The sequence below is a fragment of the Streptomyces sp. NPDC002845 genome, from assembly GCF_053591955.1.
Genome location: NZ_JBSFUU010000069.1, coordinates 25,424 through 47,822, shown reverse-complemented (window position 1 = coordinate 47,822; position 22,399 = coordinate 25,424). Strand labels below are relative to the sequence as shown.

The window sequence follows — 22,399 nt, the reverse complement described above, 5'->3', positions numbered from 1 at the left end:
TCGCGATTCCCGTTGTTGTCACGCTTGTCCGCCTCGTCGTTTTCGGCACTATTGAGCATTCCTGAAGAAAGGCTGAGATCGCATGTCAGTACCCCCGCCGTATCCATATCAGCCGCCTGGGCCCGGGCAGCCGTGGAGTCCGATGCCGCCGCCGGTTCCTCCGGCGCTGAACCCGTTCGCGGTCACCGCGCTGGTGACATCGCTGCTGTGCCTCGCTCCGCTGGGGCTGATATTCGGGATTGTCGCGCTGGTGCAGATTTCCAAGAAGGGGCAGCGGGGACAGGGTCTTGCGATTGCCGGGATCACTGTTTCCGGTGCGGTTCTTCTTCTTGTGGGTATTGCTGTCGCGGTGGTCGACTTCAGGGTCTGGACGCCGCCTGCCCGGAGTGACAGTGGGGAGGTCGCGAAGCCGGGCTGGACCACGGTCTCCTCGATCGAGGTTGGTGACTGCTTCACCCCGGGTGCGTGGCTGCCGGACGGGGACGTGCCGCCGCTGCTGGGTGATGCAAGCGTGGAAGTGGTCCCGTGCAGCGAGTCGCATCGGGGAGAGGCGTATGCCACCTTCACGCTCTCCGGGCAGGGAGAATTTCCGGGCCGGGACGAGATCACGACGATCGCGTGGTCGCGGTGCGCGAAGCTCTTCCTCGACTACTCGATGGATCCGGTGGCCTTTGGGCCTCTGCAGACCTACTACTTCCATCCGGACGAGCGGGGCTGGGATGCCGGGCGGCGCAGTGTGCTGTGCTGGGTGGCTCGTCCGGGCGAGGCCGAACTCGACTCTTCCGTACGGCAGGACGCATCTAACCTGGACGTCACGCAACTGGCCTTTCTCTCGGCACTGAAGCCGGTGAACACCGCAGGTGTACTCCGCCCGGCGAAAAGTCCCCGGCAGGACCTCGCCTCCGCCACGGCCTGGGCCGGCCGGATGGCCCAGGCGCAGGCCGAGACCGTCCGGCTGCTCAAGGACACCGAGCCGGCCGGGGCGGAGCGGCCGACCGGGCAGCTCGTGGCGGAGCTCGAAGCGGGAGTGCCGTTCTGGCGGCAGGCAGCCGAGGCGTCCGACGCGGACACCTTCTTCGAGCACCTGCGCTCCGTGGACCAGCACAACGGGGACAAGCAGGCTCGTGAGATCCGCGGCCTGCTGGGCCTTCCCCTGCCCCCCTCCGCGCCGGGCCAGGCGCTCCGGGGCACGGCTGCTCCGGCAGACATCTGAAGCGCTGCGCAAGCACGGGACCGACCGGGCACGTCCGCATACAGCGCTTGCCCGTTCCGCCGACCCGGTGGCTACGCCCCGCCGTACAGGCGCCCCAGATCCACGAGGACCACTTCACCGCGTTCGGCCGCCGCTTGCAGGTCAGGCGTGAAGCCCACGCCGCTGTAACAGGCGAGGCGGGTGTGGCTCGTGTCGATGCCTCGTGCCGCGAGGAGCCCGAGGATGTGGCGGAGCCGGTCGAGGTGGCGTACGTCCATGACCTTGTTCCACTTCGCTTCGCCGATCGACAGCAGGATGCCGTGGTCCTGCCCGACGGCTCCGCGTACGACGACGTCGACCTCGTGGGAGGTGCGCGCGGCGGGATCGGCGACGGTTCCCGAAGTGACCTCGATGGGCAGGCCGCCGAAGGTGTCGGGCTCGGCGTGCCAGGCGACCCATTCGCGGCACAGGTGCTCGAAGTGAGGGCCGACGACCTTGCTCAGGAAGGTGTCCCGGGACTCGGACCAGGCCGAGTTCAGATTGCGTTCCTCGACCATGAGGGTCTGGTTGCGGCGTACCACCGCGTGGTGGAACGTGATCAGGGGTTCGGCGATGCGGTACGCGCTGCGGTTGCCGCGGAAGGCGTCCGCTTCCACGGTCAGCAGTCCGCACCGCTTGAGCACCGTCAACGGCTGGGAGATGTCGGTGGCCTTGCGGCCCACCGCGCTCGCGATGCCCCCGCTGGTGTGGTTGCCGGCCGCGACCGCCGCGAGGACGGAGTGGTAGAGGGCGCGGTCGCGTACGTCCGGTTCGGCGGCCAGCAGGAACTCGGCCTCGGAGTGGATCGGGCGCATGGGGTTGAGGACCGTACGGCACACCCAGTCGTCGAAGTCGTCCAGCCCCTCCGGTACGTCGTTGGCCACGAGCTCCTTCCGGTAGGCAGGGGTTCCGCCGACCACGGCGTGGGTGAGGACGGCGAGGCGTGGGTCGTCGATGTTCCAGAACTTTGCCGCGTCCCGGTAGCCCAGGGAGTGCACGACGAGGTTGAGTCGCGCGCGGCCGTACAGAGGTGACGTGCCGGAGAGCAGACCGCCCATGAACGACATCGCGCTGCCGCAGAGGAGGATGCGGGGGTGGCGGCGCAGGTCGTCGCCGAATCCGGCTCCGATGATCCTCTGGAGGCGGGAGGGGAGGGAGGTGTCGCCTCGGACGAGATAGGGGAACTCGTCGATGACGATCGTGACAGGGCGCTGCGTGGCCAGGTCGAAGAGCAGTTCAAGGGCTTCGGTCCAGTCCTGTGGTCTGGGCGGTACGGGAGCGTCGGTGAAACGGGCGATCTCCCTGCCCAGCAGACTGAGTGACTCCGCCCGCGTGGCCTCGACGGCGGCGAAGTAGAAGCCGTTGGTCGCTGCGGTGAGGGCCTTGAGCAGGAAGCTCTTCCCCTGTCTGCGACGTCCGGACACGACTGCGAGGTGCGGCCCCGGATCCTCATCGGAGGCGAACGCGGTCAGTTCGCTCCATTCCAGGTCACGGTCGAAGACGTGGGGTGGCTTCGGGATGTTCCGGTGCGGGCGTCGCGGCATGGGATCCTCGTTTTTGGTGGCGTAGTTCTAAGAAGTACATCCCTAAGAACGAGAATGCGCCTGCGGGGACACGGGCGGACAGTGCGGACCGACGTGGGCAGGGCCGACCAGTGGTCGGCCCCGCCCCGCCCATATGAGCTCGGTGCCGCTTACGGCAGCGCCAGCATCCGCTCCAGCGCCAGCTTGGCGAACGCCTCCGTCTCCTTGTCGACCTCGATGCGGTTGATCAGGTTGCCCTCGGCCAGCGACTCCAGGGCCCAGACCAGGTGAGGGAGGTCGATGCGGTTCATCGTCGAGCAGAAGCAGACCGTGCGGTCGAGGAACACGACCTCCTTGCCCTCGGGCGCGAAACGATTCGCCAGGCGGCGGACCAGGTTCAGCTCCGTACCGATGGCCCACTTGGAGCCCGCCGGAGCCGCCTCCAGGGCCTTGATGATGTACTCCGTGGAGCCCACGTAGTCCGCCGCGGCCACGACCTCGTGCTTGCACTCGGGGTGGACCAGGACGTTCACGCCCGGGACGCGCTCGCGCACGTCGTTGACCGAGTCGAGGCTGAAGCGGCCGTGCACCGAGCAGTGGCCCCGCCACAGGATCATCCTGGCGGCGCGGAGTTCGTCCACCGTCACGCCCCCGCCCGGCTTGTGCGGGTTGTAGACCACGCAGTCGTCGAGCGACATGCCCATGTCCCGGACCGCCGTGTTGCGGCCCAGGTGCTGGTCCGGGAGGAAGAGGACCTTGGAGCCCTGCTGGAAGGCCCACTCAAGGGCCCGCCTGGCATTCGAGGAGGTGCAGATCGTGCCCCCGTGCTTGCCGGTGAACGCCTTGATGTCCGCGGAGGAGTTCATGTACGAGACGGGTACGACCTCCCCGGCGACGCCGGCCTCGGTCAGCACGTCCCAGCACTCGGCGACCTGCTCGGCCGTGGCCATGTCGGCCATGGAGCACCCGGCGGCGAGGTCCGGCAGGACCACCTTCTGGTCGTCGCCGGTCAGGATGTCCGCCGACTCCGCCATGAAGTGCACACCGCAGAACACGATGTACTCCGCCTCCGGCCGCGCCGCCGCGTCCCGGGCCAGCTTGAACGAGTCACCCGTGACGTCCGCGAACTGGATGACCTCGTCGCGCTGGTAGTGGTGGCCGAGCACGAAGACCTTGTCCCCGAGCTTCTCCTTGGCCGCGCGGGCGCGCTCCACCAGGTCCGGGTCGGACGGAGAGGGCAGATCGCCGGGACACTCGACGCCGCGCTCGCTCCTCGGGTCGGCCTCACGGCCGAGCAGTAGCAGGGCGAGGGGCGTCGGCTGTACGTCGAGCTCCTGGGTCTGGGCGGTGGTCACGGCACGCACCCTTTCTGTTCTGCGGCTCGCCGGCCCGGAAAGCCGGACCGGCGGGTCATGCGGGAGACCTTTTCGTCGAATTGACGCTATCTATCATAACCGCTTCACGTCACTTTGACGATGGCCATAGCGTCGATGTGACATGAATCCCGGCCACCCCTACGCACGGCCGTCCACAGGCCAGCGCCCGTCGCACGGCGCGTGTGCGAGCATGAAGGGAGAGCGAAGGAACGCGCTCGGCCCGGAATGAATCCGCGGCCCTGCCGGTTGCACAGGTCGGCAAGCAGTCTCCGTACAACCCGGGAGAGATGTAGATGTCCGTATCGGACGAGACCACCACCGTCACCGACGGCATCATCCTGACCGAAGCCGCCGCGGCCAAGGTCAAGGCCCTGCTCGACCAGGAAGGCCGTGACGACCTCGCGCTGCGCGTGGCCGTCCAGCCCGGTGGCTGCTCCGGCCTGCGGTACCAGCTCTTCTTCGACGAGCGTTCCCTCGACGGCGACGTGGAGAAGGACTTCGGCGGGGTGAAGGTCGTCACCGACCGCATGAGCGCTCCGTACCTGGGCGGCGCCACGATCGACTTCGTGGACACCATCGAGAAGCAGGGCTTCACGATCGACAACCCGAACGCGTCGGGCTCCTGCGCCTGCGGCGACTCCTTCAGCTGATCCCGCGCCACACACCTGGCGGCAGTACGCGTACGAAGGCGGCGTCCCCCTCCGACGGGGACGCCGCCTTCGTATGTACGGCCCGCGTACGGCTGTTACCTCGCACTCGGCAACTGTTCGGCGAGGTCCCCCTCCGGGATCTCCTCGCCGTCCGACCCCACGACCGTCCGGTCACCGAGCGGCTCGTCCAGCTGGACCGTCCTGTGGAGGACCTTGGCGATCAGGATGCAGACCCTGTCCTTCCACGGTGTCTCGGTGACGGTGACCGTCACGGTGTCCTCGCCCTCGGTCACCGACGCCGAGTAGTCGCTGCACACCCCGCCCCAGAAGCTGACGGTCAGCTCGCGCCCCTCGGCCTCGTAGCCCTCGACCTGGACCTCACGCATCGACGGCGCCGCGGGCGGCTCGTCCCCCGGGCCGCTCGGCCGCGGGCTCGGCTGCCGGGTCGGCTCGTCCGTGGGCTCGGGGGAGGCCAGGATCGCCGGGTCGACCGCCGGATGCGTCACCGTGTGGCTGTCGCCCGCCCCCTGCGGCCGTACCTCGAACAGCCAGGACGGCACCAGTGCCTGCTCACCGTCCACGAAGCGCGTGGCGAGCCCAAAGGTGGCGTCCTCGACGGTCATCGCCTCCCGCTTCGGCGTCGACCTGCACGGCATGTCGGGCTCGTCGTCCAGGGGTGCGGGGCTGGCGCACCCGCCGATGCCCTGCCCGAACCCGGCGCCCGACCTGTTCAGCAGGTCGAGCGTCTCCTGCGCGCCGATGACGGGGTACGTGTCCCCCTTCACCGGTGCCTTCAGATTGCCGCTGCCGCCGACGACCTCGCCGGTCCCGCCGACCTGGACGCCGGTCGTCCAGCCGTACGTGGGCAGCCCGCCGACCTGGGGCTCCGCGTTGACCGTCCGCAGCGATCCGGCCACCTGGCTCGCGTCCAGCTTCGCGTCGTCCTGGCCGACCGCCTTCAGCACGGGCGCGGCGATCTCCTTGGCCTCGGCCTCGCTCACCGGATCGGCGTCGGCCGAACCGTTCGACGGCGCGGCCGCGCACACGTCGACCTTCTGGCAGTTGTCCGTCCTGGGGACGTAGCGGCTGAACGTCCAGGTCCCCGGTGCCTTCCGGTTCACCTGGAGGCCTGGCGACGAACCGTCCGCCAAGGCCCCGACCTTCCAGAACTCGCCCTCCAGCACCGGCGTGCCCTCAACCCCGAGCACCTTCGCGAGCCGGGCCACCTCCTCCTTGGTGACCTTGCCCTCCGCCCGGTACACCGGTGCCGAGTCCGGGCCGTCGGGCAGGTCGCCCTCCGCCCGGTAGATCACGCCGTTGGGGTCGGGCTCGCCGGGCGCGATGCCGCTGGTACCCGTACCGCCCTCGGAGTAGCCGTCGAGGCTGAGCGGCGGGGGAGTACTGCCGTCACCGGCCGGGGCGCTGGAGCCGTTGCCACCGCTGGAACCGCCGGTCGCGGTCGCGGCGACGTACGCCCCACCGCTCCCGACGAGCAGCACCGCAGCCGCGACGGAGGCGACCGTCACCGGGAACCGCCGCCGCCGAGGCTTCGCCGCCCCGGCGTTCGCCAGGACCTCGGCGCCTTCAGGGGCCTCGGCGGCCTCGTCGGCACCCTTGCCCTTCGGGGTATCCGAACCCTCGGCCCCCTCAGAGGCACCGGCCGCCGCCACGCCCTCGGCACTCTCCACACTCTCGGCAGCCTCAACAGCCTCGGCACCCTCGCTGGACGCGCCGGAATCGCCACCCTCGCCGGACTCGCCGGATTCGCCGGACTCAACGCTCTCGGCGGCACCGCGCGTCGCCTCGTCGTCGTGGTCCTCGCGGCTGTCGTCGAGGTGGTCGTCGGGGTTGTCGGGTCGCTCGGTGTTCACCGCATCGCTCCTTCGGCTCCACAGCTGTCCCAGGTGACCCGGCCCGGTCGTGATGGGACACGGAGGGTCGTACACCGGGTCCCCTTCAAGGGGGACGGCGATGGGACGCGGCGGGGGAGCGCACGGTTCCCTGTTCAGGCGCCCTCTTGGCCAACGAAGGCGCCGTCCGGCCTCAGCCGCCGGAACCGGACCTCAGTCGCCGTAGTCGGACATCGCGTCCAGCAGCCGCGCCGAGGTCACCGGAACGCTCACGCCATGGATGAGTGACGGGGACACCGGCAGGGAACTGATCTTGTCCGGGGCCGCCCAGTGCGGGACCATCCGGGCGCAGTCACCGCGCAGCTCCGCGAGGCCGCCCTCCAGGTCGACCGGAGCGGAACCATGGACCTCAAGATCTCGGACGTTCGTCATAGCGGAACCGTATGCACCGCAAGTGCCGCGGAAAAAGCCCTACTATCGGGTAGTTTTGCACGCTTCTGGGCTGGGCGGGAACCGGGTAGCGTGAACTGTCAATCCCCTCCCCTCGCAGGAGTGTGTCGCCGTCGTGCGTATTGCAGTCACCGGCTCCATCGCCACCGACCATCTCATGACCTTCCCCGGCCGCTTCGCCGACCAGCTGGTCGCGGATCAGCTGCATACGGTCTCCCTCTCCTTCCTCGTCGACAACCTCGACGTACGCCGGGGCGGTGTCGGCGCGAACATCGCTTTCGGAATGGGACAGCTCGGTACGAAGCCGCTCCTGGTCGGCGCGGCCGGCTCGGACTTCGAGGAGTACCGGGCATGGCTGGACCGGCACGGGGTCGACACGGCCTCGGTGCGCATCTCCGAGACGCTGCACACGGCCCGGTTCGTGTGCACCACGGACTCCGACCACAACCAGATCGGCTCCTTCTACACCGGCGCCATGAGCGAGGCCCGCCTCATCGAGCTGAAGACGGTCGCCGACCGCGTCGGCGGCCTCGACCTCGTCCTCATCGGCGCGGACGACCCGGAGGGGATGCTGCGCCACACCGAGGAGTGCCGCACCCGGGGCATCCCCTTCGCCGCGGACTTCTCCCAGCAGATCGCCCGCATGGACGGCGACGAGATCCGGCTACTGCTGGACGGGGCGGCCTACCTCTTCTCCAACGAGTACGAGAGGGGGCTCATCGAGTCCAAGACCGGCTGGACCGACGCCGAGATCCTCTCCCGGGTCGGCCACCGTGTGACCACCCTGGGCGCGCAGGGCGTACGCATCGAGCAGGCCGGTGAGAAGACGATCGAGGTCGGCTGCCCCGAGGAGGAGCGCAAGGCCGACCCCACGGGTGTCGGCGACGCCTTCCGCGCGGGCTTCCTCTCCGGCCTCGCCTGGGGCGTGCCCCTGGAACGCGCCGCCCAGGTCGGCTGCATGCTCGCCACCTTCGTCATCGAGACCGTCGGCACCCAGGAGTACCAGCTGCACCGCGTCCACTTCATGGAGCGCTTCACCAAGGCGTACGGCGACGACGCGGCCGCCGAGGTCCAGGAACACCTGGCCTGAGCGGTCCCGCCAGTCCCGCCAGTCCTGCTAGTCCTGCCAGTCCTGCTAGGACACCCGGCGGACCACGTAGACGGAGCCGTGGTCCGCCGGCTCCTCGCCCACGTACTCCTGGCCCCGCATCCCGCACCAGGCCGGAATGTCGAGCCGCGCCGCCTCGTCGTCCGCGAGTACCCGCACCGTGCCGCCCACCGGCACGTCCCCGATCACCTTGGCCAGTTCGATGACCGGGATCGGGCACAGCTTGCCGAGCGCGTCGACGACCAGGGTGCCGGAGGCTAGCGGCTCACGCACGGGCTCCACCGGCGCCCCCAGCTTCTCGCGCACCGCCGCGACCGCACCCGGCAGCACATCGAGGAACCGCTCGACGTCCTCCTCCGCCGTACCGGGCGGCAGCGACACCCGCACGTTGCCCTCGCTCAGCACCCCCATCGCCCTCAGCACATGGCTCGGCGTCAGCGTGCTGCTCGTACAGGACGAACCGGACGAGACGGAGAAACCCGAGCGGTCCAGCTCGTGCAGCAGTGTCTCCCCGTCGACATAGAGACACGAGAAGGTGACCACCCCCGGCAGTCGGCGCTCCGCATCCCCGACCACCTCCACGTCGGGCACCATCGCGGGCACCCGCGCCCGGATCCGCTCCGTCAACTCCCGCAGCCGTACCGCCTCTTCCGCCGCCTCGGCCCGTACGGCCCGCAGCGAAGCCGCCGCCGCGACGATCGCCGGGATGTTCTCGAACCCGGCCGCCCGCCCCGACTCCCGCTCGTCCACGGGTCCTTGGGGTGCGAACCGCACCCCCTTCCGTACGACGAGAAGTCCGACACCGGACGGTCCGCCCCATTTATGGGCACTCGCCGTCAACAGCGACCACTCCCCGTCCACCCGCCCCCATCCCAGCGACTGCGCCGCGTCCACCAGCAACGGCACCCCGGCCGTCCGGCACACGTCGGCCGCTTCCGCGACGGGCTGCTCGGTCCCCACCTCGTGGTTGGCCGACTGCAGACAGGCGAGCGCGGTGTCGGGGCGGAGGGCATCCGTGTACGCCCGCCCGGTCACCGCTCCCACGCGGTCCACCGCGACCTGCGTGACCGTCCCGCCGTCGGCCTCGTGCGCGTCAGCCGCATGGAGCACAGAGGAGTGTTCGACAGCTGACACGATCAGGTGACGCCCAACGCGACGCCGCCCCGCCAACGCCCCCGCGACCCCCGAATGCACCGCGCGCGTACCGGAAGAGGTGAACACCAACTCGTCCGCCCGACACCCCACGGCCTCGGCAGCGGCTTCCCGAGCCGCGTCCAGCAGCAACCGGGCCCGCCGCCCCTCCCGATAGAGCCGCGCAGGATCGGCCCACCCCTCATCGAGGGAAGCCTGAAGAGCCTGCCGCGCAACAGGATGAAGAGGAGCACTGGAAGCAGCGTCAAAGTAGGCCACACGGCAACGCTAAAGCCTCCGGCCAGGGGCAGTGGACCTTGAGGGGCGCGGGGCTGTGTCGATATGCGGCTCCGCCGCGTGGGCGCGACAAGCCACAACAAACCCGCCGCCGCCAAACAAGCGAACTCCCGAGCTATTAGGCGCCCGGCGTGACCCACGGAGTGTTGGGCACCCCCTCCCCGCGAACCCTCGGAGAGCGTCGGTTAGGGTTTGGTCCGCATAAACATCAAACCCCTGCCCGACGCAGGGCGGCGACCGACCACCGAGAAGGCAGGCCGCAGCCAATCCGCGCGGGCGAGACTCTCGGGAAGGCGCTACGTGAGTCCCAACGGCTCCGACCGCTCGCCGCGGCGCCCGATGCGGCGGAAGCTGCTGCAGGCAATGACTGCGGGCCTGATCCTGGCGACAGCCACCGGTTGCTCGTACAACTGGGAAGACTTCCCCCGCCTTGGTATGCCCACCCCGACCACGGAAGAGGCTCCGCGGATCCTCTCCCTGTGGCAGGGGTCCTGGGCGGCCGCGCTCGCCGTCGGCGTGCTGGTGTGGGGCCTGATCCTGTGGAGTGCTTTCTTCCACCGGCGCAGCCGCACCAAGGTGGAGGTTCCCCCACAGACCCGGTACAACATGCCCATCGAGGCGCTGTACACGGTCGTTCCCCTCGTCATCGTCTCGGTGCTCTTCTACTTCACCGCTCGTGACGAGTCGGAACTCCTCAGCATGGAGAAGAAGCCCGACGTCACGGTGAACGTGGTCGGCTTCCAGTGGAGCTGGTGCTTCAACTACATCGAGAACGTCGAAGGCGCGACCGGTGACGCGAAGACCGACGAGAACCTGGACGCGATTCCGAGCCGGTTCAAGGATGACTTCCCGGAGAACGCCGGCGGTGTCTACACCTGCGGCACGCCCGGTGAGCGGAACCCGCAGACCGACAACCCCGGTCCGACCCTCTGGCTCCCCGAGGGCAAGACCGTCCGCTTCGTCCTCACCTCGCGTGACGTCATCCACTCCTTCTGGGTGGTGCCGTTCCTGATGAAGCAGGACGTCATCCCGGGCCACACCAACGCCTTCCAGGTGACCCCCAACAAGCAGGGCACCTTCCTGGGCAAGTGCGCCGAACTGTGCGGCGTCGACCACTCCCGGATGCTCTTCAACGTGAAGGTCGTCTCTCCCGAGCGCTACGAGCAGCACCTCGACGAGCTCGCGGAGAAGGGCCAGACCGGGTACGTGCCGGCCGGCATCGAGCAGACGGACGCCGAGAAGAACCGGGAGACGAACCAACTGTGAGCATCCTCAACGAACCTCAGGGTGCCGCGGCAGCGGAAGGCTCATACGAGGACGAGCTGCCGGTACGGCGCAAGCAGCCCGGCAACGTCGTGATCAAGTGGCTCACCACCACCGACCACAAGACGATCGGCACGCTGTATCTGGTCACGTCGTTCGCGTTCTTCGTCATCGGCGGCGCGATGGCGCTGCTGATGCGCGCCGAGCTGGCCCGTCCGGGCACGCAGATCATGTCGAACGAGCAGTTCAACCAGGCGTTCACCATGCATGGCACGATCATGCTGCTGATGTTCGCCACTCCGCTGTTCGCCGGCTTCGCCAACTGGATCATGCCGCTGCAGATCGGCGCTCCCGACGTGGCGTTCCCGCGGCTGAACATGTTCGCCTACTGGCTGTACCTGTTCGGCTCGCTGATCGCGGTGGCCGGCTTCCTCACCCCGCAGGGCGCGGCCGACTTCGGCTGGTTCGCGTACTCGCCGCTGTCGGACGCGGTCCGGTCGCCGGGTGTCGGCGCCGACATGTGGATCATGGGTCTGGCGTTCTCCGGCTTCGGCACCATCCTCGGCTCGGTCAACTTCATCACCACGATCATCTGCATGCGCGCGCCGGGCATGACCATGTTCCGCATGCCGATCTTCACCTGGAACGTGCTGCTGACCGGTGTGCTCGTCCTGATCGCCTTCCCCGTGCTGGCGGCGGCGCTGTTCGCGCTGGAGGCGGACCGGAAGTTCGGCTCCCACATCTTCGACGCCTCCAACGGCGGGGCGTTGCTGTGGCAGCACCTGTTCTGGTTCTTCGGGCATCCCGAGGTGTACATCATCGCGCTGCCGTTCTTCGGCATCATCAGTGAGGTCATCCCGGTCTTCTCCCGCAAGCCGATGTTCGGCTACATGGGCCTGATCGGCGCGACCATCGCGATCGCGGGTCTGTCGGTGACGGTGTGGGCACACCATATGTATGTCACCGGCGGGGTGCTGCTGCCGTTCTTCGCCTTCATGACGTTCTTGATCGCGGTGCCGACGGGTGTGAAGTTCTTCAACTGGATCGGCACGATGTGGAAGGGGTCCCTGTCCTTCGAGACGCCGATGCTGTGGGCGACGGGCTTCCTGATCACGTTCACTTTCGGTGGTCTGACGGGCGTGATCCTGGCGTCGCCGCCGATGGACTTCCACGTCTCCGACAGCTACTTCGTGGTGGCGCACTTCCACTACGTGGTCTTCGGCACGGTCGTGTTCGCGATGTTCTCCGGCTTCCACTTCTGGTGGCCGAAGTTCACGGGCAAGATGCTCGACGAGCGTCTGGGCAAGATGACGTTCTGGACGCTGTTCACCGGCTTCCACGGAACGTTCCTCGTCCAGCACTGGCTCGGTGCCGAGGGCATGCCGCGCCGGTACGCGGACTACCTCGACGCCGACGGCTTCACCGCGCTGAACACGGTCTCGACGATCAGCTCGTTCGTCCTCGGCCTGTCGATCCTGCCGTTCTTCTACAACATCTGGAAGACCGCGAAGTACGGCAAGAAGGTCGAGGTCGACGACCCGTGGGGCTACGGCCGTTCGCTGGAGTGGGCGACGTCCTGCCCGCCGCCGCGCCACAACTTCCTCACCCTGCCGCGGATCCGCAGCGAATCCCCGGCGTTCGACCTGCACCACCCTGAGATCGCCGCGCTCGACGAGCTGGAGTACGCCGGTCCCGGCGCCGGCGCCATCGCGGGCAGCAAGGAGGCCGGCAAGTGAAGATCCAGGGCAAGATGTTCATCTGGCTGAGCGTCTTCGTCCTCGCCATGGCGATCGTCTACGGCGTGTGGTCGAAGGAGCCTGCCGGTACCACGGCGCTCTTCCTGGCGTTCGGCCTGTGCATCATGATCGGCTACTACCTGGCCTTCACGGCCCGGCGGGTCGACGTGGGCGCGCAGGACAACAAGGAGGCCGATGTCGCGGACGACGCCGGCGAGCTGGGCTTCTTCAGCCCGCACAGCTGGCAGCCGCTGTCCCTGGCCATCGGTGGCGCGTTCGCCTTCATGGGCGTCATCTTCGGCTGGTGGCTGCTGTACTTCTCGGCCCCGATCATCCTGATCGGCCTGTGGGGCTGGGTCTTCGAGTACTACCGCGGAGAGAACCAGAACCAGTAACACGCGCCGAGCGCACGGGAGCCCGGACACTCCACCAGGAGGTCCGGGCTCCCTCTTTTGCGCGCTCGCTGTCCCTCACACGGGTCACCCACCGCGCCGCCGCCGACACCGGTTCCTACGTTGAGGCCATGAACAGCTCTTCACGTAACCGCACGGTTCTCACCTGCACCCTGCTGATGGTCGGCGTCACCGCCTGCGGCACCGACGGCCACCCGCTCTCGGCCAGGCCGTACGACGCGGCCGGCCAGATCTCGTTCAACACCCCCACCGGCGACGGCGTGAAGGCCGACCCGGACAAGGCCCTGGACATCACCGCCGAGGACCGCGAGGGGCGCATCACGGACGTCACGGCCGTGGACGCCACAGGACGCCATCTGGCGGGCGAACTCTCCGCCGACGGCAGCCGCTGGCACAGCACCTCACCGCTGGCCGCGGGCGCCCGGTACACGGTGCGGGTCAGCACGGAGAACGAGGACGGCGCCCCCGGCCGCAAGGTGCTCACCTTCGACACCGGGAAGCCCACCGTCAAGAAGCGGCTCGACGTCACCTTCGGCCCCAAGACGGGCAAGTACGGCGTCGGCCAGCCCGTCACCGCCGAACTCAGTACCCCCGTCAAGGACAAGGCGGCCCGAGCGATAGTCGAGCGGGCCCTCAAGGTCGAGTCGACGCCGGCCGTGGAGGGCGCCTGGCACTGGGTGGACGACAAGGAGCTCCACTACCGCCCCGAGGACTACTGGCCCACCCACGCCACCATCCAGGCCCGGAGCAACCTGGAGGGCATCAAGATCAGCGACCGGCTGTGGGGCGGTGAGGTCAAGCCCCTCAAGCTGACCACGGGCGACCAGGTCATCGCCCTCACGGATGCCTCCACGCACCGGATGACCGTCTACAAGAACGGCGAGGCGATCAAGGAGATCCCTGTCACCACCGGCATGCCCGGCTATGAGACCCGCAACGGCGTCAAGGCCGTGCTGGCCAAGGAGGGTACCGTCCGCATGACCAGTGCCAGCATCGGCGCCGCGGACTTCTACGACCTGATGGTCCACCATTCCGTCCGGATCACCCGGAGCGGCGAGTACGTGCACGCGGCACCCTGGTCGGTCGGCTCCCAGGGCTACGCCAACGTCAGCCACGGCTGCGTCGGCATGAGCACCAGCAACGCCGCGTGGTTCTTCGACACCATCCGCGAGGGAGACATAGTCGAGGTCGTCAACTCGAACGGCGACACGATGACCCCCTTCGACAACGGCCTCGGCGACTGGAACGTCAACTGGGAGAAATGGCAGGAGGGCAGCGCGTTGGTCGAGTCAGGGAGTACGGCAGAGAACGCGCGCTTGAGGCCCGAGTCGGTGTGACTCAGGGGCGCGCGGGGCTGTGACCCATGCGGCTCCGCCGCGTGGGCGCGACAGCCACAACCAACCCGCAGCCGCCGTACTACCAGTCCCCCCGACCTCTCAGGCGCTCAAAGCCGCCCGCCCCCGCAGAAGCGAAGCCAAGGCCGAGGCAAACTCCACCGGCTCCACCGGCAGGGTCACCGCCGCCTCCGCCCGGCTCCACGTCGCCAACCACGCATCCTGAGGCCGCGCGATCAGCAGAAGCACCGGCGGACACTCGAAGATCTCGTCCTTGATCTGGCGGCACACCCCCATGCCCCCCATGGGCACGGCCTCACCATCGAGCACACAGACATCGATGCCGCCCTTCTCCAGCTCCTTCACGACGGCATCCGGCGTCGCGCACTCCATGAACTCCACCAGGGGAACGTCAGGAGCCGGCCTGCGGCCGGTGGCCAGCCGCACCTGCTCGCGGGTGGTGGAGTCGTCGCTGTAGACCAGCACCGTGGCGGTCGGCTGCATTGTTCCTCCGTGACTTCGGCGTCGTACGGACGTCAGACGGACAGGGCCCGATGCGCGGATGCTACTCCCTTGAACACCACGTCAACACCGGTACAGACCGGTTCGGAAGGCAGAGACACTCCGAACGGGACCCCCCGGGGTGAGGGCGGGATAAGCGACCGACATAATGTCGGTCGTGGCGACAGCAACGACAGTAGATACCGGGCACGCGCACCCGTCGGTCAACCGGCCGAACCTCACCAGCGTCGGAACCATCATCTGGCTGAGTTCCGAGCTGATGTTCTTCGCGGCCCTCTTCGCGATGTACTTCACCCTGCGATCGGTGACGGGAACCGACTTCTGGACGGAGAAGGCCGACGCGCTGAACTTCCCGTTCGCGGCGGTCAACACCACGATCCTGGTGCTCTCCTCCCTCACCTGCCAGCTCGGCGTCTTCGCCGCCGAGCGCGGGGACGTGAAGAAGCTCCGCATGTGGTTCATCGTGACCTTCATCATGGGTGCGATCTTCATCGGCGGTCAGGTCTTCGAGTACACGGAGCTGGTCAAGCACGAGGGCCTGTCGCTCTCGTCGGACCCGTACGGCTCGGTGTTCTACCTGACCACCGGCTTCCACGGCCTGCACGTGACGGGCGGTCTGATCGCCTTCCTGCTGGTCCTCGGCCGTACGTACGCGGCCCGGAGGTTCACTCACGAGCAGGCGACCGCCGCCATCGTCGTGTCCTACTACTGGCACTTCGTCGATGTCGTCTGGATCGGCCTCTTCGCCACGATCTACATGATCAAGTAATCGGGCCGCCGTCGGTGGTGCGGAAAGCGCCGCGACGAGCCGATCCATCACCAGAAGCATCGACGCAGAAGATCCTGACACCGGGGTAATCCGTGAAAAAGCTCTCCGCACGACGACGCCATCCGCTGGCGGCGGTCGTCGTCCTACTCATCGCGCTGGCGGCCACCGGGGGGCTGTACACCGCCTTCGCGCCCGCGGGCGCGAAGGCCGATGAAACCGCCCAGTCCCTGACCATCGAGGAGGGCAAGAAGCTCTACGCCGTCGGCTGCGCCAGTTGCCACGGCACCGGCGGTCAGGGCACCTCCGACGGGCCGAGCCTGGTGGGTGTGGGCGCCGCGGCCGTCGACTTCCAGGTCGGCACCGGCCGTATGCCCGCCATGCAGCCGGGCGCGCAGGTCCCGAAGAAGAAGGTCATCTACTCGCAGGCGCAGATCGACCAGCTCGCGGCGTACATCGCCTCGCTGGGTGCCGGTCCGTCGGTCCCGACCGAGAACCAGTACGACCCCGAGGGCGCGGACATCGCCAAGGGCGGCGAGCTCTTCCGCAACAACTGCGCGCAGTGCCACAACTTCACCGGTCAGGGCGGTGCGCTGTCCGAGGGCAAGTACGCGCCGGACCTTGAGGGTGTCGACCCGAAGCACATCTACGAGGCCATGCTCACCGGCCCGCAGAACATGCCGTCCTTCCCCGACACCACGATGACGGAAGAGAACAAGAAGGACATCATCGCGTACCTCGAAGCGGTCAACAGCGAGGACACTCCAGAGCCCGGTGGCCTCAGCCTCGGCGGCATCGGCCCGGTCAGTGAGGGCCTGTTCGCCTGGATCTTCGGCCTCGGCGCCCTGATCGCCGTGGCCGTCTGGGTCGCCGCTCGGACCGCAAAGGCCAAGAAGTCATGAGTAGCCAAGACATTCCAGAAGAGAACCTGCCCGCAGAGCAGGGCACCGCGCACGGTGCCGTGGACGTCGCGGACGAGAAGCATCCGTTCGCCGACCCCGGCCTGCCGCCGCACGAGCACCGGGTCCAGGACATCGACGAGCGGGCCGCCAAGCGCTCCGAGCGCACGGTCGCCTTCCTGTTCACGCTGTCGATGCTGGCCACCATCGGCTTCATCGCCTCGTTCGTGACGATCCCGATCGACAAGATCGTCTACATCTGGCCGCTCGGGTACATCAGCGCGCTGAACTTCGCCCTGGGCATGACCCTCGGGGCGGCGCTGTTCTGCATCGGCGCGGGCGCGGTCCACTGGGCCCGCACGCTGATGTCCGACGTGGAGATCGCCGACGAGCGTCACCCGATCGAGGCCGCGCCCGAGGTCAAGGCCAAGGTCCTGGCCGACTTCAAGCAGGGCGCCAAGGAGTCCGCGCTCGGCCGCCGCAAGCTGATCCGCAGCACGATGTTCGGCGCGCTGGCCCTGTTCCCGCTCTCCGGCATCGTCCTGCTGCGCGACCTCGGCCCGCTGCCCGAGACCAAGCTGCGCCACACGCTGTGGGGCAAGGGCAAGCTGCTCGTCAACATGAACACCGACGAGCCGCTGCGCCCCTCCGACGTCGCGGTCGGTTCGCTCACCTTCGCCAAGCCCGAGGGCCTGTCGGAGCACGACCACGAGTTCCAGACCGAGATCGCCAAGGCCGCGCTGATGATCGTCCGGCTCCAGCCCGACGACATCAAGGACCAGCGTGAGCTGGAGTGGTCCCACGAGGGCATCGTGGCGTACTCGAAGATCTGCACCCACGTCGGTTGCCCGGTCTCCCTGTACGAGCAGCAGACGCACCACGTGCTCTGCCCCTGCCACCAGTCCACCTTCGACCTCTCCGACGGTGCCCGAGTGATCTTCGGCCCGGCCGGTCACGCCCTGCCGCAGCTGCGCATCGGCGTGAACGACGAGGGCTACCTCGAAGCGCTCGGCGACTTCGAAGAGCCTGTCGGTCCGTCCTTCTGGGAGCGCGGATGAGCACCAACGAGAACAACGCGCGGACATCAGCCGCTGACGCGGCGGGCCGCTCACGCGGAAAGGCACCGGCCGGCGAGCGCGTCGCCGACTGGGCCGACGGCCGGCTGGGGATCTACTCCCTGGCCAAGGCCAACATGCGCAAGATCTTCCCGGACCACTGGTCCTTCATGCTGGGCGAGGTCGCGCTCTACAGCTTCATCATCATCATCCTCACGGGTGTGTACCTGACGCTGTTCTTCCACCCGTCGATGAACGAGGTGGAGTACCACGGCTCCTACATCCCGATGCAGGGCCAGCTCGTGTCGGAGGCGTTCGCCTCGACGATGGACATCAGCTTCGACGTCCGCGGCGGTCTGCTGATCCGGCAGATCCACCACTGGGCCGCGCTGATCTTCCTCGCGGCGATGTTCGTGCACATGATGCGCGTGTTCTTCACCGGCGCGTTCCGCAAGCCGCGTGAGATCAACTGGCTGTTCGGCTTCCTGCTGTTCGTCCTGGGCATGTTCACCGGCTTCACCGGCTACTCGCTCCCGGACGACCTGCTCTCCGGTACGGGTGTCCGCTTCACCCAGGGCGCGATCCTGGCCACGCCGGTCGTCGGCACGTACATCTCGATGTTCCTGTTCGGCGGGGAGTTCCCGGGCGGCGACTTCATCGCACGGTTCTACTCGATCCACATCCTGTTGCTGCCGGGCATCATGCTCGGCCTCGTGGTGGCGCACCTGATCCTGGTCTTCTACCACAAGCACACGCAGTACGCGGGCCCCGGAAAGACGAACAAGAACGTCGTCGGCATGCCGCTGCTGCCGGTCTACATGGCCAAGGCCGGAGGCTTCTTCTTCCTGGTCTTCGGTGTCATCGCGGCCATCGCGGCGGTCGCGCAGATCAACCCGATCTGGAACCTGGGCCCGTACCGCCCGGACCAGGTGTCCACCGGCGCCCAGCCCGACTGGTACATGGGCTTCGCCGAGGGCCTGATCCGCTTCATGCCGGGCTGGGAGGTCAACTTCTGGGGTCACACGCTCGCCCTGGGCGTGTTCATCCCGCTGGTGCTCTTCGGTCTCGTGCTCGGCGCGATGGCGGTCTACCCGTTCATCGAGTCCTGGGTCACCGGTGACAAGCGCGAGCACCACATCCTGGACCGTCCGCGCAACGCCCCCACCCGTACGGCACTGGGCGTCGCCTGGATCACGATGTACATGATCACGCTGGTCGGTGGTGGCAACGACCTGTGGGCCACCTACTTCCACCTGTCGATCAACTCCATCACCTGGTTCGTGCGGATCTTCTTCTTCGTCGGTCCGGTCATCGCGTTCCTCATCACCAAGCGGATCTGTCTCGGCCTCCAGCGCCGGGACCGGGACAAGGTGCTGCACGGTCGTGAGACCGGCATCATCAAGCGCCTGCCGCACGGTGAGTTCATCGAGGTCCACGAACCGCTCAGCCAGGAGCAGCTGCACACGATCACCGCGCACGAGCAGTACAAGCCGGCCGAGATCGGCCCAGCGGTCGACGAGCACGGCGTCCGGCGCAAGGTGAAGCGCTCCGAGAAGCTGCGCGCCAAGGTCAGCGAGGCGTACTTCGGGGAGGACAGCCAGATCCCGAAGCCGAGCGCCGAGGAGTACAAGGAGATCACGAGCGGCCACGGCCACCACTGATCCCTGAGTTCGCCACACCACACCGAGGGCCCCGTCCGTTGTACGGACGGGGCCCTTCGGCGTGGCCGGAGCTGGATAGGGTGGACCCCGTTGAGACTCGTGTCCCGCAGGCCGGGACAGTACTGACCCAGGAGCGGCATATGAGCGCTGTGACCCCCGCTGGAGGCAACACCGCGGCGGGCCGTTCCTGGCCCGCCCTGCTGAACGGACTGCTCGACGGACGCGACCTGACCGCCGACGACACCGCCTGGGCGATGGACCTGATCATGCGCGGCGAGGCGACGGACGCGCAGATCGCCGGGTTCGTGGTGGCGCTGCGCGCCAAGGGAGAGACGGTCGAGGAGATCAGCGGGCTCGTACGGACGATGTACGAGCACGCGAACGTGATCGACGTGCCGGGGCCGACGGTGGACATCGTCGGTACCGGTGGCGACGGTGCGAAGACGGTCAATATCTCCACGATGTCGGCGATCGTGATCGCCGGGACGGGCGCGAAGGTCGTGAAGCACGGCAACCGGGCGGCGTCCTCAGCGTCCGGGGCGTCCGATGTGCTGGAGATGCTGGGCGTGAATCTGCAGCTGACGCCGGAGCGGGTGGCCGAGGTGGCCGAGGAGGCCGGGATCACCTTCTGCTTCGCGGTGAAGTTCCACCCGGCGCTGCGTCATGTGGCGGCGGCGCGGGGGCAGTTGGGTATCCGGACGACGTTCAACGTCCTCGGTCCGCTGACGAATCCGGCGAAGGTGAGGGCGCAGGCGGTGGGTGTCGCCGATCCGCGGATGGCTCCGATCGTGGCGGGTGTTCTCGCCGAGCGGGGCAATTCGTCGCTCGTCTTCCGCGGCGACGACGGCCTCGACGAGCTGACGACCACCGCCACGTCCCGTGTGTGGGTCGCCCGCGACGGCAAGGTGACCGAGGATGCCTTCGACCCGCGTGACGTCGGCATCGAGCTGGTCCCGGTGGCGGCGCTGCGGGGTGCGGACGCCGCGTTCAACGCGGACGTGACGCGGCGCCTGCTGGACGGCGAGGCCGGGCCGGTGCGGGACGCGGTGCTGCTGAACTCGGCGGCGGCCCTGGTGGCCCTGGAGCCCGGTCCGGGCCCCTTGGCCGAGCAGCTCCGGGCCGGGATGGCGAAGGCCGCGGAGTCGATCGACTCGGGGGCGGCGAAGCGGACGCTCGACCGCTGGGTGGCGGTCAGCAACGTGTAGCGCTTCGGGGGTGGGGCGGCGGAATTCCTGCGAGTCGCCCCACTCCGCACACATTCCGTCATCCGGACAGAAGTTGCGGCGTGGCGATCACGTCGCATACGTTTCCCCTCAGGTCATGAGCGACAGCCATTCGGCCCCGGCCGGCTGTCCGGCAACCCTCCGTCCGTGGCGGGGTGCCCCGGGTGAGGACCAGGTCGTGGACAGCAGGGTCTGCGGCAAGCGCGGACCCCTCGCACTCTCTTGAGCAGACGCGTCCCAGGGGTCCTGGTCGTTCGAGGGAGCCTTCCGTGAGCAAGCGAATGCAATAGGGCCGCAGAGCCCCGCCTCCGCATCCCTTTTCACCTTCACCGCATCGCCGTCCAGTACATAGCCCTTGTCTCTACGGCTTCGTACGGCGATTCCGCCTGCCTTCACGGGAGTTCACCCATGTCCGTCGTCACCGCCGCCGCCGACCAGTCCGTTTGTGCCCCTCTGCCCGTTCTGGGCGCCGATGTCACCGTCCCGCTCGTCACCGGCGGCGAGGTCACCTACGCCGCGCTCGACTACGCCGCCAGCGCCCCGGCCCTGCGGCGCGTGTGGGACGACGTGGCCGCGTACGCCCCGTACTACGGGAGCGTCCACCGGGGCGCCGGGTATCTGTCCCAGCTCTCCACCGATCTGTTCGAGAACGCCCGGAACACCGTCGGTGAGTTCCTCGACTGCCGGGACGGCGACCAGGTCGTCTTCACCCGGTCCACCACCGACTCCCTCAACCTCCTCGCCGCCGCCCTCCCCGCCGGCTGCCAGGTCTTCGTCTTCGAGACCGAGCACCACGCCTCACTGCTGCCCTGGCGGGACGCGCGGGTCACCTACCTCGACGCGCCGCGCACCCCGCGGCAGGCCGTGGCCACGCTGGAGCGCGCCCTCGCCGACCGGGACCCGCACGGCCCGGCCCTGGTCTGCGTCACCGGTGCCTCCAATGTCACCGGGGAGCTGTGGCCCGTACGGGAGCTGGCCGCCGCCGCCCACGCGCACGGCGCCCGGATCGTCCTCGACGCGGCGCAGCTCGCGCCCCACCACCCGGTCTCCGTACGGGAGTCGGACGTCGACTGGGTCGCCTTCTCGGGGCACAAGCTGTACGCGCCCTTCGGGTCCGGTGTCCTCGCGGGCCGTGCCGACTGGCTGCGCGAGGCCGAGCCGTACCTCGCGGGCGGGGGCGCCTCGCGGAAGGTGTCGCGCCGGGCCGACGGAGGTGTGGACGTCGAGTGGCACGACACCGCCGCCCGGCACGAGGCCGGTTCGCCCAACGTCATCGGCGTCCACGCGATCGCCTCCGCCTGCAAGGCGCTCACCGAGGCCGGGTTCGACAGCCTCGTCGACCGGGAGCAGTACCTGATCCGGAAGGTGCGGGAAGGGCTCGCCGACGTGCCGGAGGTCCGTGTCCTCTCCCTCTTCGGGGACGACGCCCCTCGCGTCGGCGTCCTCTCCTTCGTCGTCGACGGCTGGAACAGCTCGCACTTCGCCGCCGCGCTCTCCGCCGAGTACGGCATCGGCGTACGGGACGGTCTCTTCTGCGCCCACCCGCTGGTGCGCACGCTGCTGGGCAGCGACCCGCAGACCCAGGGGGAGTGCGGGGCGCCGGAGGCCGCGCCCGGGGAGAGGTCCCTCAACGCGATCCGGGTGAGCTTCGGCGCGGGTACGCCCGACGAGCACGTGGAGCGGTTCGTGGCCGCCGTGAAGGAACTCGTGCGGGACGGGGCCCAGTGGAACTACCGGACCGTGGACGGGCGTTGCGTGCCCGACACCTCCGCCTGAGCCGGCAGCCGGGCGCTCCGTGCAGCTTGGCTACTGAGCGGCCCCGTGGCGAAGTCCGGTGCGGTACAGCTCTCTGTAAGGGGCGCGGGGCTGTATCGATATGCGGCTCCGCCGCGTGGGCGCGACCAGCTCCCA

Annotated in this window: 19 protein-coding genes and 1 riboswitch; of the genes, 13 read left to right on the top strand and 6 right to left on the bottom strand. The window is 68.5% G+C overall.

Annotated elements, in window-relative coordinates:
* The first annotated feature begins 142 nt into the window (after positions 1–142).
* Positions 143–1,213 (top strand): DUF4190 domain-containing protein, encoded by a 1,071-nt coding sequence (locus tag ACWD3C_RS35970; RefSeq protein ID WP_451150685.1) that lies wholly within the window; start codon positions 143–145, stop codon positions 1,211–1,213.
* A gap of 71 nt (positions 1,214–1,284) precedes the next feature.
* On the opposite strand, the gene ACWD3C_RS35965 is transcribed toward ACWD3C_RS35970, so the two are convergent.
* On the bottom strand, positions 1,285–2,775 hold the full coding sequence (locus tag ACWD3C_RS35965) for an AAA family ATPase (RefSeq protein ID WP_451150683.1): 1,491 nt from the start codon (positions 2,773–2,775) through the stop codon (positions 1,285–1,287).
* A 149-nt stretch (positions 2,776–2,924) separates the two neighbouring features.
* Positions 2,925–4,109, bottom strand: a complete 1,185-nt coding sequence (nadA, locus tag ACWD3C_RS35960; protein ID WP_451150681.1) for a quinolinate synthase NadA — start codon at positions 4,107–4,109, stop codon at positions 2,925–2,927.
* 314 nt (positions 4,110–4,423) lie between these two features.
* On the opposite strand from nadA, the gene ACWD3C_RS35955 reads away from it, so the two are divergent.
* Positions 4,424–4,780, top strand: a complete 357-nt coding sequence (locus ACWD3C_RS35955) for a HesB/IscA family protein (RefSeq protein ID WP_451150679.1) — start codon at positions 4,424–4,426, stop codon at positions 4,778–4,780.
* Positions 4,781–4,875: 95 nt separating this feature from the next.
* Here the strand turns inward: ACWD3C_RS35955 and ACWD3C_RS35950 are convergent, their stop codons facing one another.
* Together ACWD3C_RS35950 and ACWD3C_RS35945 are read right to left on the bottom strand one after the other, a co-directional pair.
* Entirely contained in the window at positions 4,876–6,651 is a 1,776-nt protein-coding gene (locus ACWD3C_RS35950; protein ID WP_451150677.1) for a hypothetical protein, read from the bottom strand.
* A gap of 192 nt (positions 6,652–6,843) precedes the next feature.
* Positions 6,844–7,062: a hypothetical protein gene (locus ACWD3C_RS35945; protein ID WP_451150675.1), complete on the bottom strand. Its 219-nt coding sequence runs from the start codon at positions 7,060–7,062 to the stop codon at positions 6,844–6,846.
* Positions 7,063–7,195: 133 nt separating this feature from the next.
* On the opposite strand from ACWD3C_RS35945, the gene ACWD3C_RS35940 reads away from it, so the two are divergent.
* Positions 7,196–8,170, top strand: coding sequence for a carbohydrate kinase family protein (locus ACWD3C_RS35940; protein WP_451150673.1), 975 nt, complete (start codon positions 7,196–7,198; stop codon positions 8,168–8,170).
* A 45-nt stretch (positions 8,171–8,215) separates the two neighbouring features.
* Here ACWD3C_RS35940 and ACWD3C_RS35935 read toward each other — a convergent pair whose 3' ends face one another.
* Positions 8,216–9,598: an aminotransferase class V-fold PLP-dependent enzyme gene (locus tag ACWD3C_RS35935; protein WP_451150671.1), complete on the bottom strand. Its 1,383-nt coding sequence runs from the start codon at positions 9,596–9,598 to the stop codon at positions 8,216–8,218.
* Positions 9,599–9,916: 318 nt separating this feature from the next.
* Between ACWD3C_RS35935 and ctaC the strand changes: the two genes are divergently transcribed.
* The 4 genes from ctaC to ACWD3C_RS35915 all read left to right on the top strand — a co-directional run bounded on the left by ctaC (position 9,917) and on the right by ACWD3C_RS35915 (position 14,365).
* Positions 9,917–10,882: an aa3-type cytochrome oxidase subunit II gene (ctaC, locus tag ACWD3C_RS35930; protein WP_451150669.1), complete on the top strand. Its 966-nt coding sequence runs from the start codon at positions 9,917–9,919 to the stop codon at positions 10,880–10,882.
* The gene (ctaD, locus tag ACWD3C_RS35925; RefSeq protein ID WP_451150667.1) at positions 10,879–12,615 is read left to right on the top strand and encodes an aa3-type cytochrome oxidase subunit I; all 1,737 of its coding nucleotides are present in this window, start codon (positions 10,879–10,881) and stop codon (positions 12,613–12,615) included. Before ctaC ends, ctaD begins: the two co-directional genes overlap by 4 nt.
* A complete protein-coding gene (locus ACWD3C_RS35920) occupies positions 12,612–13,010 on the top strand; it encodes a cytochrome c oxidase subunit 4 (protein ID WP_451150665.1) in 399 nt (132 codons plus the stop codon). Before ctaD ends, ACWD3C_RS35920 begins: the two co-directional genes overlap by 4 nt.
* Before the next feature lie 128 nt (positions 13,011–13,138).
* Positions 13,139–14,365, top strand: coding sequence for an Ig-like domain-containing protein (locus tag ACWD3C_RS35915; RefSeq protein WP_451150663.1), 1,227 nt, complete (start codon positions 13,139–13,141; stop codon positions 14,363–14,365).
* A 99-nt stretch (positions 14,366–14,464) separates the two neighbouring features.
* Here the strand turns inward: ACWD3C_RS35915 and ACWD3C_RS35910 are convergent, their stop codons facing one another.
* Positions 14,465–14,866 (bottom strand): hypothetical protein, encoded by a 402-nt coding sequence (locus tag ACWD3C_RS35910; protein ID WP_451150661.1) that lies wholly within the window; start codon positions 14,864–14,866, stop codon positions 14,465–14,467.
* A gap of 166 nt (positions 14,867–15,032) precedes the next feature.
* Here ACWD3C_RS35910 and ctaE point away from each other — a divergent pair, with 166 nt between their 5' ends.
* The 6 genes from ctaE (at position 15,033) to ACWD3C_RS35880 (ending at position 22,264) form a co-directional block, all read left to right on the top strand.
* Complete coding sequence (ctaE, locus tag ACWD3C_RS35905) at positions 15,033–15,653, top strand: aa3-type cytochrome oxidase subunit III (RefSeq protein WP_451150659.1); 621 nt, start codon at positions 15,033–15,035, stop codon at positions 15,651–15,653.
* Positions 15,654–15,745: 92 nt separating this feature from the next.
* The gene (gene qcrC / locus ACWD3C_RS35900) at positions 15,746–16,552 is read left to right on the top strand and encodes a cytochrome bc1 complex diheme cytochrome c subunit (protein ID WP_451150657.1); all 807 of its coding nucleotides are present in this window, start codon (positions 15,746–15,748) and stop codon (positions 16,550–16,552) included.
* The gene (gene qcrA / locus ACWD3C_RS35895) at positions 16,549–17,607 is read left to right on the top strand and encodes a cytochrome bc1 complex Rieske iron-sulfur subunit (protein WP_451150655.1); all 1,059 of its coding nucleotides are present in this window, start codon (positions 16,549–16,551) and stop codon (positions 17,605–17,607) included. Before qcrC ends, qcrA begins: the two co-directional genes overlap by 4 nt.
* Entirely contained in the window at positions 17,604–19,265 is a 1,662-nt protein-coding gene (qcrB, locus tag ACWD3C_RS35890; protein WP_451150653.1) for a cytochrome bc1 complex cytochrome b subunit, read from the top strand. Before qcrA ends, qcrB begins: the two co-directional genes overlap by 4 nt.
* A 140-nt stretch (positions 19,266–19,405) precedes the next feature.
* On the top strand, positions 19,406–20,470 hold the full coding sequence (gene trpD / locus ACWD3C_RS35885; RefSeq protein ID WP_451150651.1) for an anthranilate phosphoribosyltransferase: 1,065 nt from the start codon (positions 19,406–19,408) through the stop codon (positions 20,468–20,470).
* Positions 20,471–20,581: 111 nt separating this feature from the next.
* A riboswitch (SAM riboswitch) is annotated at positions 20,582–20,698 on the top strand.
* Between the two features lie 198 nt (positions 20,699–20,896).
* Positions 20,897–22,264 (top strand): aminotransferase class V-fold PLP-dependent enzyme, encoded by a 1,368-nt coding sequence (locus tag ACWD3C_RS35880; RefSeq protein WP_451150649.1) that lies wholly within the window; start codon positions 20,897–20,899, stop codon positions 22,262–22,264.
* Positions 22,265–22,399: the final 135 nt, after the last annotated feature.

Excerpts from the sequence above, each read along its gene's own strand:
- ACWD3C_RS35945 (WP_451150675.1), bottom strand. The coding sequence starts at position 7,062 with ATGACGAACGTCCGAGATCTTGAGGTCCATGGTTCCGCTCCGGTCGAC.
- ACWD3C_RS35970 (WP_451150685.1), top strand. The coding sequence starts at position 143 with ATGCCGCCGCCGGTTCCTCCGGCGCTGAACCCGTTCGCGGTCACCGCG.
- ACWD3C_RS35880 (WP_451150649.1), top strand. The coding sequence starts at position 20,897 with ATGTCCGTCGTCACCGCCGCCGCCGACCAGTCCGTTTGTGCCCCTCTG.
- ACWD3C_RS35955 (WP_451150679.1), top strand. The coding sequence starts at position 4,424 with ATGTCCGTATCGGACGAGACCACCACCGTCACCGACGGCATCATCCTG.
- ACWD3C_RS35910 (WP_451150661.1), bottom strand. The coding sequence starts at position 14,866 with ATGCAGCCGACCGCCACGGTGCTGGTCTACAGCGACGACTCCACCACC.
- qcrB (WP_451150653.1), top strand. The coding sequence starts at position 17,604 with ATGAGCACCAACGAGAACAACGCGCGGACATCAGCCGCTGACGCGGCG.
- ACWD3C_RS35915 (WP_451150663.1), top strand. The coding sequence starts at position 13,139 with ATGAACAGCTCTTCACGTAACCGCACGGTTCTCACCTGCACCCTGCTG.
- ACWD3C_RS35965 (WP_451150683.1), bottom strand. The coding sequence starts at position 2,775 with ATGCCGCGACGCCCGCACCGGAACATCCCGAAGCCACCCCACGTCTTC.
- trpD (WP_451150651.1), top strand. The coding sequence starts at position 19,406 with ATGAGCGCTGTGACCCCCGCTGGAGGCAACACCGCGGCGGGCCGTTCC.
- ctaE (WP_451150659.1), top strand. The coding sequence starts at position 15,033 with ATGTCGGTCGTGGCGACAGCAACGACAGTAGATACCGGGCACGCGCAC.
- qcrA (WP_451150655.1), top strand. The coding sequence starts at position 16,549 with ATGAGTAGCCAAGACATTCCAGAAGAGAACCTGCCCGCAGAGCAGGGC.